The organism is Pseudomonas sp. 22082 (assembly GCF_052046055.1).
GTDB classification, from domain to species: domain Bacteria; phylum Pseudomonadota; class Gammaproteobacteria; order Pseudomonadales; family Pseudomonadaceae; genus Aquipseudomonas; species Aquipseudomonas pharyngis.
On sequence record NZ_JBQEQB010000002.1, the window covers coordinates 303,320 to 314,808 of the forward strand.

Below are 11,489 nucleotides of genomic sequence, written 5' to 3' on the forward strand. Positions count from 1 at the left end.
ATGTGCGGGCTACCAAACCCGATCACTGTTTTTCAGTGACCCGGAAACGATAAGACCCGCACCCCAGACGCACAAGCCGGCGGATTCTGGCGTAGTCGTAGGCAATGACGCAAGGCGTTGTAGCCTTGGGGAAGTAACGCTGAGTGTCTTTAAACAGCATTCAAAAATCGGTTAAACAGACGCAGGCTTCAGTCTTGGGGCCGATTCAACAACGTCTCCAGCCGAGCCAGCGGCGGCGCCTCCTGGCTGCGATCAAAGACTTGCACACCGACCTTCAGCATCCGCCCATTCTCCACCGCCCCAATCACCTGCTCACACCGCAACAACAACCGCCCCTGATCACATTCCATCGCCTTGACCCCCATCGGCAATCGCCCCTCCAACCGCAATTCCGCCATCCGACTCTGCGCCGCAATCATCGCAATCGAACGATCCCGCAAAACCCCGCTGCTCTGCGTCATCAACCCCGCCACGCGCACGGCGGCGGACATGGCGACGGCGATGATCGCCAGTGCGACGAGCACTTCAATCAGGGTGAATCCGGCTTGTGGGGCTTTGTTGGGCATCGGGACATTTCGACGGCAAGGACATCTCACTTTAACCATCGGAGTTGACCGATTGCTGACCAAAGCTCCCGAGGACGCTAGACCGTTGGTCGCTACTGTCAGATCTGACAGTAGCGACACTTATGTCCGTGAGATTTGATTGAGGCGTCCCTGAAAAAGCTCTGTCTGGCGGGTACTTTTGCAGAGGGTTTCCAAGGGCATCCGCCAGTTGGAATTGCGTCTGTCGCTGGCTACGTCCATTCGAGAGAGGAATTTCACTGATGAGAATGCTCGCGGTTGTAATGCTGTGCCTGTTGGTGGGCTGCACCAGCCAGCAGCAGGTCCCCGATGATCTGCAGATTCAGCAAGCTACCCTTGACGGAGCGGCAACGGCCACCAGGCTCCAGGCACTTTATAACGGCACTCGTACCGATTGCGGCGGTCCGTCCCGGCCTGCGTTTCTGTGCGAAGGCGTCATGGCCAGGGGAACGGTGAAATCGCCGGCCTATCATGTCTGGAACCCGAGTCCGGGCTCGGTGCAGCAGGGGCGGGTGTCATGGTCATGGCTACGACGTGATTCGTCTTTCAAAGGTTTTTACTACAACAACGGCTACATCATCTATCCGATCTTCGAGAGCCCGACAGACAAGGTCGATTTCGATTTTTTCTGCATTTTTCCCATGAACGGCAGCACCGCCTCCCGCTCTGAAAACGGTTGTGGCGCGCTGGCTTCTCAACCGCTCACCAGCCGGCCTTGCCACATTCAGGGCATCACCACGGCCCAGCAGTGGATGACCAATTACCGTACCAACAATGCGCAATGCGGCTTCAATGTCCGCGAAACGACGGCAGGCGATCACTCGGCGTCTGCCTATATTGAAGGCATTCGCGCGATGGCGTTGTTGGGGGCCACTTCGTTCCAGGGCTGGAACGAAGTCGTCAGCGGTATCTGGCCGCAAAACATTCATCGCACCGTGCCGCTGTGGGCGTTCTTCTACACGGGCAGTGGCCTGCCCGATGCTCAATACAACCAGAAGGATTTCTATACGGCTTCAGGGGGGATCGTGGCGCCAATCATTCGGGTGACCATGCCCACCGTGCAGGGTGGCAGCGCCAGCTTCCAGTTTTTCAGCGGGGAACAGGTGGTGGGCAAGTGGCAATCAACGAACCCAGCGAAAGGCACTTATGCAGGTACGCAGTGACAGGTGCTGCGTAAGGCTGGGCGGCGACCGGGCAGTCGCCGCCCAGCCTCTATTTGGATGACTTTTTCTCCCGAGGATTTTCAACATCCCTGACATATCTTCTTGCAACACTGCGCGTCGAATCGAATCAAGCCAGGGAATGACGAGATGGATATCGCGCAGTTCAAACAGCCCAGTCGACCGAGCCGGATGCCCCGTGGGCAGCAGGGTTTCACGCTGATCGAGATCATGGTGGTCGTGGTGATTCTCGGGATTCTGGCGGCGATGGTGGTGCCCAAGGTGCTCGACCGGCCGGATCAGGCGCGGGCCACGGCGGCGAAGCAGGACATTGGCGGGTTGATGCAGGCGCTGAAGCTGTATCGCCTCGATCACGGCACTTACCCGAGCCAGAGCCAGGGCCTGAAGGTGCTGGTGGAGCGGCCGGCCGATGCGAAGAACAGCAACTGGCGCTCGTACCTGGAGCGCCTGCCGAATGACCCGTGGGGTCGTCCTTATCAGTACCTCAATCCCGGTGCCAACGGCGAGATCGACATCTTTTCCCTCGGCGCCGACGGCCAGCCTGACGGCGACGGCGTGAATGCCGACATCGGTTCCTGGCAGTTGTAAGGCCGGCCATGAACAGCCAATCGAACCAGCAGGGGATGGCGATCATCAGTGCGCTGCTGATCGCGGCCGTGGTCGCGGTGATCGCCGCCGGCATGCTGACCCGCCAGAGCGTTTCGACCCGGGCGCTGGAAGCCGAACAACTGCGTGTGCAGGGCCGTTGGGTGTTGCACGGCGGGTTGGAGATCAGCCGGCAATTGTTGTGGGAAGCGCGGCAGCGCGATCCGCTGACCCGACTCGATCAACCGTGGGCGCAGCGGTTGAACACCCAGGGTTTCGAGGGGCGGCTGGAGGACGAGCAGGGCAAGTTCAACCTGCGCAATCTGGTGGCCAACGAGCGGGTCGATGACGCCCAGGTGCAGGCGTTCGAGCGTTTGTGCGAGTTGATCGGTGTCAGCAACGGCTTGAGCCGGCGCATCAGTCAGCGGGTGATCGGCTCTTATCCGCACCTGTTGAATGCCCAAATGGTGGACAAGCCTGTGGCGAAAAATACGTTCGACAGTGGGCGCGCGACGTCGCCATCCGCTTCGCGCAAACCGCAGGCGCCGACCTTGCCGATGCTGCGCACGTTTGACGATTTGCGCAGTGTCGACGGGGTCAACGATGCGCTGTTGGCGAAACTGGCGCCGTACCTGACGGTGATTCCGGCGACCACCTGGCTCAACGGCAACACCGCCACGGCGCCGGTGCTCGCGGCGTATGTGCCGGGGTTGTCGCTGGAGCGGGCGCAGGCGTTGATCAATGAGCGTGACGCCGGGCGCTGGTTTATCAATCGCGGGGATTTCGTCAATCGCCTGCGACTGCCGCAACTGGAGATCACCAGCGTCAAGGTCGGGATCACCAGTGACTGGTTTCGGCTGCGTGGGCAGGCGCGGCGCGATCAGCGGCGGGTGAGCCTCGATGCGTTGTTGCATCGCAGTCAGGATCGTTTGCCGCAAGTGATCTGGTCGCGGGTGGGCGTATGAGCCAGTTGCGTGTGAGTTTGCCGCCGCTGGCGGAGCTGAGTCTCGACAGTGAAGTGGATTGCGCGTGGCTGGATCGTCAGGGGCAGGTCGTTCGCCAGGAACGCGTGCGGCTTGGCGCGCTGCCGAAGCAACCGCTGGTGTGTTTTCTGCACCCGTCGGACAGCCTGTTGGCGAGCATCGATCTTCCGCCGCTGCCCGCGAACAAAACCGCTGCCGCCGTGCAATGTGCGGCGCAGGCGTTGATGCTCGGCGATAGCGCCGAGATGCACATCGCCCACAGCGCTCGAAATGAAAGCGGCCAAGTGCAGATCGCCTGGGTGGCCCGCAAGGATTTGCAGCACCTCGGGCAATTCGGCTTGAACCTCAAGGGCCTGTACCCGGCGGCCTACAGTTTGCCGGTGATGGCCGGCGGCGTCGGCTGCCTGCATGACGATCATCTATTGCTGCGCCATGGCCCGAATGCGGCGCAGGTGCAGCCGATGATTGATGAAGCCTGGCTGCTGGAAACCGGTCTGCCCGCGCACTGGATCGGTGACGGCGCGCCTGAAGCGATGCAATCAAAATTGGCCGATACACAGCGAAGCGCCGGCCAGTTGCCGAATTGGGGCCTGCACGGCGGCCTTCAGCAACCGGGCAGTGAGCATCGCGGCTGGGGCAGGGCGCTCGGCTGTTGTGCGCTGGCACTGGCGGTGTGGGTGATCGGTTTGAACCTGTACGCCGCTCGCGAGGCCGGGCAGGGCCAGCAGCTCAAGGCGCAGATGGCGCAGCGGGTGAAGCAGGCGTTCCCCGAGTTGCCGGTGATCCTCAATCCGTTGCAACAGGCCCGTCAGCAGATCGCGGCGCGCCAGCAAGGCGCGGTGGATGCGCCGGGGCAGGATTTCACGCGGCTGGTGTCGCAGGCCGGCAGTGGCATGCCGTCCATGGCCGGGACGGTGCAACGTCTGGAGTTTGTCGACGGCGCGTTGCAACTGAGTCTGCTGCCCGAGGCCCGGCGTTCGGGCAACGACAAGGACTGGCAAGGCTCGCTGGCCCAGGCCGGCATCAGCATCAGCCCGAATGACGACGGCTGGGTCCTGCGCCCGGCCGGCGAGGCGACCGCCGCCACCGACAACGAAGACAGCAGCGGAGCCGAAGATGAATAGCCCCTCGCTTGCGAAATACCGCGCCGGTTGGCAGCGCTTCAACGCTCAGTTGAAGGCCCGTTGGCAGCCGTTGGCCTTGCGGGAAAAACGCATGGTCGGCGGCATGGCGGCGCTGTTGCTGGGGCTGTTTGTGTGGGTGGCGTTGATTCAGCCGCCACTGAAGAAGATCACCGCCTCGCAAGTCGAAACCCCGAAATTGCGCGCCCAGGCCGAAGCGCTGGAAGTGCTGTTGCGCGACGTCAGCGTGCGCCCCGACGGGCAGAACCTGGAGCAGTCGCTGCAACAAACCTTGCAGGCCAGCGGACTGGGCGGCCATTACCAATTGGCGGCCGTGTCCGTCGGCTGGCAGTTGACCTTCGACGCGGCACCGGCCGACGCCGTGCTCGACTGGCTGCTGAGCCAACCCCGGAATTTTTCACTGCAAGTGGTCGAGGCCCGTCTGCAACGCGCAGACGACGCCGCGACCGATGACACGGCCGGCACTCTGTCGGGCACCGTACGCATGGATCAGGCGCTGGGCGCTAAGGAAGCTTCATGAAGGGGTCAGGATCCAAACGCATGGCGTTGCCGATGCTGTTGATGGCATTGAGCGCGTGCAGCAACACCACGCCACCGAATCAACCGCCGCTGCTGGTGGACAGCGAACTCGGCCGGCCGCTGGCCAACACCCAGCGCAGCGGCGACGCGGTGCTCGACCGCGAGCGCGCGCAGGCCCAGGTAAAACCGGCGCCGAAGCAATTGCACAACATCACCGAACGCGCCCGCAGTGGCGGTTCGGCGCGGGGCACGACGTTGCCGGCCAATCCGTTGGGCGATCAGCCGGTGACGCTGAATTTTGTCGATGCGGATATTCAAGCGGTGGTGCGGGCGTTGTCGCGCTCGACCGGCCAGCAGTTTCTGGTGGACCCAAGGGTCAAGGGCAACTTGACGCTGGTCTCCGAGGGCCAGGTGCCGGCGCATCAGGCTTACGACATGTTGCTGGCGGCGCTGCGCATGCAGGGTTTTAGCGTGGTGGACGTCGGCGGCGTGGCGCAGGTGGTGCCGGAAGCCGATGCCAAGTTGCTCGGCGGGCCGATCTACAGCGCCGACAAACCGGCTGGCAACGGCATGCTCACCCGCACGTTCCGCCTGCAATACGAGAACGCGGTGAACCTGATCCCGGTGCTGCGCCCGATCGTGTCGCCGAACAATCCGATCAACGCCTATCCGGGCAACAACACCATCGTCGTCACCGATTACGCCGAGAACCTGACGCGGGTCGCGCAACTGATTCAGGGCATCGACACCCCGAGCGCCATCGACACCGACGTGGTGCAGATCCAGAACGGCATCGCCGCCGACATCGCGCCGATGGTCGCCGACCTGCTCGACGCACCGGGCAACGATCCGACCCAGAAAATCGCAGTGATCGGCGACCCGCGCTCCAACACCATCATCATCCGCGCCGGCAGCCCCGAGCGCACGGAGCTGGCGCGCAACCTGATCTACAAACTCGACAACGCCCAGAGCAACCCGAGCAATCTGCACGTGGTGTATCTGCGCAACGCCCAGGCCGGCAAACTCGCCCAGGCACTGCGCGGTCTGTTGACCGGCGAGAGCGACAGCGGCACCAGCGACAATGCGCGCTCGGTGCTCAGCAACATGGGCAGTTCCACCAACTCGGGCGGCGGGCAAAACGGCCAGAGCGGTACGCAAACCAACGGCTCCACTTCGACCACCAACAGCGGCAGCACCGGCGGCAGTTACGCCCAGGGCAGCGGCGCCACCAGCGGCAGCGGCAATGCGCAAAGCAGCGAACAGAACGTGGCCTTCAGCGCCGGCGGCGTGACTATTCAGGCGGACGCGACCACCAACACCTTGCTGATTTCCGCGCCGGAACCGCTGTACCGCAACCTGCGCGAAGTCATTGATCTGCTCGACCAGCGCCGCGCCCAAGTGGTCATCGAAAGCCTGATCGTCGAAGTCGGCGAGGACGACGCGAGCGAATTCGGCGTGCAATGGCAGACCGGCAACCTCGGCGGCAAAGGCGTGATCGGCGGCGCTAACCTTGGCGGTTCGGGGATCAACGTCAATGGCAAGACCAGCCTCGATGTACTGCCCCAAGGCCTGAACCTTGGCTACGTCAACGGCACGGTCGACATCCCCGGCATCGGCAAGATCCTCGACCTGAAAGTGCTGGCCCGGGCCCTGAAGAGCAAGGGCGGCACCAACGTGCTGTCGACGCCGAACCTGCTGACCCTGGACAACGAAGCGGCGAGCATTTTCGTCGGCCAGACCATCCCGTTTGTCAGCGGCAGTTACGTCACCGGCGGCGGGGGCACCAGCAACAACCCGTTCCAGACCGTGACTCGCGAAGAGGTCGGTTTGAAGCTCAACGTGCGGCCGCAGATTTCCGAGGGCGGCACGGTGAAGCTCGACATCTATCAGGAAGTCAGCAGCATCGACGAACGTGCTTCGGCCGCGGCCAATTCGGCGGGGATCGTTACCAGCAAACGCGCGCTCGACACCAGCATCCTGCTCGATGACGGACAGATCATGGTGCTCGGCGGTCTGCTGCAGGACGGCTACAGCCAGAGCAATGACGCGGTGCCGTGGCTCTCGAATATTCCCGGGCTGGGCGCGCTGTTTCGCAACGAGCGCCGCTCGATCACCAAAACCAACCTGATGGTGTTCCTGCGCCCGTATATCATCCGCGACAGCGCGGCGGGGCGCAGCATCACGTTGAACCGCTACGATTTCATGCGCCGCGCACAGGGCGGTCTGCAACCGGAGCGCAGCTGGGCGATGCCGGACATGCAGGCGCCGCAATTGCCCGCCACTGCCCAAGGCGTGCCGGCGCCGGTGTCCGGCCCGCGTGCGACCATCAAAGCGGTGCCGCTGCAATGAGCGCATTGCCTTACGCCTGGGCCAAGGCGCAGCGGATTTTGCTGCGCGACGGCGTGCTGACGGTGTGCCCATCGACGCCGGGCTGGTCGATCAGCGAGGTGCGCCGGCAGTTCGGCGCGGCGAAGCTTGAGCGGGTGCGCGACGACGAACTCGACGGCTTGCTCGCCACGGCCTACGCCGATACCGGCAGCGCAGCGGCGGTAGTGGGTGCGGCGGAAAACGAAGTCGATCTCGACCGTCTGATGCAGGACATGCCGGAAATCACCGACCTGCTCGACACCCAGGACGGCGCGCCGGTGATCCGCATGATCAACGCTTTGCTCACCCAAGCGGCGCGGGACGAGGCCAGCGACATTCACATCGAACCGTTCGAAACCCATTCGGTGGTGCGCTACCGGGTCGATGGCACCCTGCGTGATGTGGTCTCGCCGCGCAAGGCGTTGCACGGTGCGCTGGTGTCGCGGATCAAGATCATGGCGCAGCTCGATATCGCGGAAAAACGTTTGCCACAGGACGGCCGGATTGCGTTGCGCGTAGCGGGGCGGCCAATCGACATTCGCGTTTCCACCGTGCCCACCGGTCATGGCGAGCGAGTGGTGATGCGTCTGCTGGACAAGCAGGCCGGGCGCCTGCATCTGGAAACCTTGGGCATGGATGCGCAGGTGCTGGCCAAACTCGATCACCTGATCCGCCAGCCCCACGGCATCGTGCTGGTCACCGGCCCGACCGGTAGCGGCAAGACCACCAGTCTTTACGCGGCGCTAGCGCGGCTCGATGCGAGCACCAGCAACATCCTCACCGTGGAAGACCCGGTGGAATACGACTTGCCGGGCATCAGCCAGATTCAGGTCAACGCCAAGATCGACATGACCTTCGCCCTGGCCTTGCGGGCGATTCTGCGCCAGGACCCGGACATCATCATGATCGGCGAGATCCGTGACCTCGAAACCGCGCAGATCGCGGTGCAGGCGTCGCTGACCGGTCACCTGGTGTTGGCGACGTTGCACACCAACGATGCGGTGTCGGCGGTCAATCGCTTGGTCGACATGGGCGTCGAGCCGTTTCTGCTGGCCTCGTCGATGCTCGGCGTATTGGCCCAGCGGTTGGTGCGGCGCCTGTGCAATCAGTGCAAACAGGAAGACCCGGCCACGCCCGGCACCTGGCGCCCGGTGGGTTGTGCGGCGTGCAATCACACCGGTTACAGCGGCCGAACCGGCATTCACGAATTGTTCTGCATCGACGACGACATCCGCACCCTGATTCACCAAGGGGCAGGGGAGCAGGCGTTGCGTGCGGCGGCGAGCAAGGCCGGGATGTTCAGCCTGCGCGAGGACGGCGAGCGCTGGATTCGCAGCGGTTCCACGGCGCCGGAAGAAATCCTTCGCGTGACACGGGACGCCTGATGAATCGCTATCGTTTTGAAGCCGCCGATGCCAGCGGCAAGATCGAATCCGGGCATCTGGAGGCGGAGAGTCAGGGCGCGGCGTTTGGCGTGCTGCGTGGTCGTGGCTTGACGGCGTTGTCGGTGGAGAAGGAAAGCAATGTCTCTCAGCATGGTGGCGGTGGATTGTTCAGCGCCAAGCTCTCGGATAACGATCTGGCTTGGGCCACCCGGCAACTGTCGAGCCTGCTCGGCGCCAGCCTCCCGTTGGAGGCCGCGCTGAGTGCCACCGTCGAACAGGCCGAAAAAAAGCACATCGCCCACACCCTCAGCGCCGTTCGCGCCGATGTGCGCAGCGGCATGCGCCTGGCCGAAGCGCTGGCGGCGCGGCCACGGGATTTTCCGGAGATTTACCGGGCGCTGATTGCGGCGGGCGAGGAGTCCGGTGATCTGGCGCAGGTGATGGAGCGGCTGGCGGATTACATCGAGGAGCGCAACAACCTGCGCGGCAAGATTCTCACCGCGTTCATCTATCCGGGCGTGGTCGGGCTGGTGTCGATCGGCATCGTGATTTTCCTGCTCAGCTACGTGGTGCCGCAGGTGGTCAGTGCGTTTTCCCAGGCGCGGCAGGATCTGCCGGGGCTGACGCTGGCGATGCTCAATGCCAGTGATTTCATCCGGGCGTGGGGCTGGTTGTGCGCAGGCGTCATGGCCGGTGCGTTCTGGAGCTGGCGCCTGTATCTGCGCAACCCGGCGGCGCGCTTGAGTTGGCATCATCGGGTGCTGAAGCTGCCGCTGATCGGGCGCTTTGTGCTGGGGCTGAACACCGCCCGGTTCGCCTCGACCCTGGCGATTCTCGGTGGCGCGGGGGTGCCGTTGTTGCGCGCATTGGAGGCGGCGCGGCAGACCTTGTCGAATGATCGTCTGAGCCTGAGCGTCAATGAGGCCACCGCCAAGGTGCGCGAGGGCGTCAACCTGGCGGCCGCGCTGAAAGTGGAAAACGTGTTCCCACCGGTGCTGATTCACCTGATCGCCAGCGGCGAGAAAACCGGTGCGCTGCCGCCGATGCTCGAGCGCGCTGCGCAAACCCTGTCCCGCGATATCGAGCGTCGGGCGATGGGCATGACCGCGTTGCTCGAACCGCTGATGATCGTGGTGATGGGCGGGGTGGTGTTGGTGATCGTGATGGCGGTGCTGTTGCCGATCATCGAGATCAATCAGTTGGTGCAGTAGATTTCTCAACTTTTTTTACCGGCGTCTGATCTCACCCGAGCGCCAAAAACAGCATCCTCGGGTTCTCCTTTCTGTCATCTGCAACGGCCCTTCAAGGGCTGTGGCCGACTCCCTCGAAAAGCTTGTCTTAGACCCTCCGGCTCACCACCAGAACACCCGAGAAAATCCCTCTAAAATCACCTCGCACCTCCCGAGGTTTTTTCCTTTATCTGTCACCGGAAACTGCGAATTTCTCAGTGCGACTTAACCCCGGACCCCGCTTGCGAAGGTCAGCGGTGAGTCCTCCCAGCGTCATGCAAGACCCCTGAAAACCTGTGTTCACAACCAACGTTGAAAAGGAGATTCTTCATGTTCAAGCGCACTCTGATCGCAGCTTCCCTGACCGTTGCCGCTCTGGCTTCCGCTCAAGCCATGGCCGTTACCGGTGGTGGTGCAACCCTGCCAGCCGCTCTGTACAAAGGCTCGTCCGACAGCATCCTGCCAGCCAACTTCAGCTACGCTGCCATCGGCAGCGGCGGTGGCAAGACCGCTTTCCTGACCAACAACCCGGCTGGCTTCAGCACCACTGGCACTGTGCACTTCGCCGGTAGCGACTCGATCCTCAGCGCTTCGGAACTCAGCACCTACAGCAGCACCTACGGCGCTTCGTTCGGGCCGCTGATTCAACTGCCTTCGGTTGCCACTTCGGTTGCCATCCCTTACAAAAAAGCCGGTCAGACCGCTCTGAACCTGACCAGCGCTCAACTGTGCGACGTGTTCTCCGGCGCCAAAACCACTTGGGGTGCTGTACTGGGCACTTCCGACACCACCGCCATCCGCGTTGTTTATCGCAACGTTTCCAGCGGCACTTCGGAAATCCTGACCCGTCACCTGAACGCCGTCTGCCCGACTCAGTTCGCCACCAGCACCACCTTCACCGCCGCTCGTATCGGTGGCATCGCGCTGCCTTCGAACTGGGTCGGCGTTGCCAACACTTCCGATGTCGCCACTGCCGTGAACGCAGTTGACGGCTCCATCGGTTACGTCGGTCCGGACGGTGTAGATGCCACCAGCAACGCTGTTGTTGCCCGCGTCAACGGTGTTCAACCGACTTCGGCCAACGTCAACCTGGCACTGGCATCGGTTACCGCTCCTTCGACCGCTGCCCAGGCTGCCAACCCGGCCAACTGGTCGCCAGTGGTTGCCAACCCGGCTCTGGGTTACAAGCTCGCTGCCTACACCAACTTCATCTTCGGTCAATGCTACAAGGATGCAGCCGTGGCCGCCGACGTCAAAGCCTTCCTGACCAAGCACTACAGCATCCCGGGCAACAACGCCGCGACTCAGGCTCACAAGTTCGTCGCAGTGCCTGATTCCTGGAAAAACGCTGTAACCGCCAACTTCATCACCAACACCTCGGGCAACAACCTGGACATCAACAACACCACCGTGTGCAACACCATCGGTCGTCCTTTGTAAGCTCGCGCAGTCGTAACAGAAATGGCGGCAACCTTCGGGTTGCCGCCATTTTTTTTGGCTGGATACACCTCAAT

General features: G+C 62.8%; 10 protein-coding genes. 9 read left to right on the forward strand and 1 reads right to left on the reverse strand.

The genetic code is table 11. From position 1 onward, the window contains the following. Positions 1-188 precede the first annotated feature (188 nt). Positions 189-566 (reverse strand): type II secretion system minor pseudopilin GspI, encoded by a 378-nt coding sequence (gene gspI, locus ACTJK9_RS03940; RefSeq protein ID WP_440812272.1) that lies wholly within the window; start codon positions 564-566, stop codon positions 189-191. Between the two features lie 260 nt (positions 567-826). Here gspI and ACTJK9_RS03945 point away from each other — a divergent pair, with 260 nt between their 5' ends. From ACTJK9_RS03945 to ACTJK9_RS03985, 9 genes are all read left to right on the forward strand, one after another. Beyond that, entirely contained in the window at positions 827-1,747 is a 921-nt protein-coding gene (locus ACTJK9_RS03945; RefSeq protein ID WP_440812275.1) for a halovibrin HvnC, read from the forward strand. A gap of 147 nt (positions 1,748-1,894) precedes the next feature. Then, complete coding sequence (gene gspG, locus ACTJK9_RS03950; RefSeq protein ID WP_011334561.1) at positions 1,895-2,353, forward strand: type II secretion system major pseudopilin GspG; 459 nt, start codon at positions 1,895-1,897, stop codon at positions 2,351-2,353. An 8-nt stretch (positions 2,354-2,361) separates the two neighbouring features. Further along, on the forward strand, positions 2,362-3,315 hold the full coding sequence (gene gspK, locus ACTJK9_RS03955) for a type II secretion system minor pseudopilin GspK (protein ID WP_440812278.1): 954 nt from the start codon (positions 2,362-2,364) through the stop codon (positions 3,313-3,315). Further along, positions 3,312-4,457 carry a type II secretion system protein GspL gene (gspL, locus tag ACTJK9_RS03960; RefSeq protein ID WP_440812280.1) on the forward strand — a complete coding sequence of 382 codons (1,146 nt, stop codon included), beginning with the start codon at positions 3,312-3,314 and terminating at the stop codon, positions 4,455-4,457. Before gspK ends, gspL begins: the two co-directional genes overlap by 4 nt. After that, entirely contained in the window at positions 4,450-4,995 is a 546-nt protein-coding gene (gene gspM, locus ACTJK9_RS03965; RefSeq protein WP_440812283.1) for a type II secretion system protein GspM, read from the forward strand. Before gspL ends, gspM begins: the two co-directional genes overlap by 8 nt. Beyond that, entirely contained in the window at positions 4,992-7,343 is a 2,352-nt protein-coding gene (gene gspD / locus ACTJK9_RS03970; RefSeq protein WP_440812286.1) for a type II secretion system secretin GspD, read from the forward strand. Before gspM ends, gspD begins: the two co-directional genes overlap by 4 nt. Then, the gene (gene gspE / locus ACTJK9_RS03975) at positions 7,340-8,746 is read left to right on the forward strand and encodes a type II secretion system ATPase GspE (protein ID WP_440812288.1); all 1,407 of its coding nucleotides are present in this window, start codon (positions 7,340-7,342) and stop codon (positions 8,744-8,746) included. Before gspD ends, gspE begins: the two co-directional genes overlap by 4 nt. Then, complete coding sequence (gene gspF, locus ACTJK9_RS03980) at positions 8,746-9,957, forward strand: type II secretion system inner membrane protein GspF (RefSeq protein ID WP_102621804.1); 1,212 nt, start codon at positions 8,746-8,748, stop codon at positions 9,955-9,957. The genes gspE and gspF overlap by 1 nt, the downstream gene beginning before the upstream one ends. Positions 9,958-10,305: 348 nt before the next feature. Continuing rightward, the gene (locus ACTJK9_RS03985) at positions 10,306-11,415 is read left to right on the forward strand and encodes a substrate-binding domain-containing protein (RefSeq protein ID WP_085610499.1); all 1,110 of its coding nucleotides are present in this window, start codon (positions 10,306-10,308) and stop codon (positions 11,413-11,415) included. Positions 11,416-11,489: the final 74 nt, after the last annotated feature.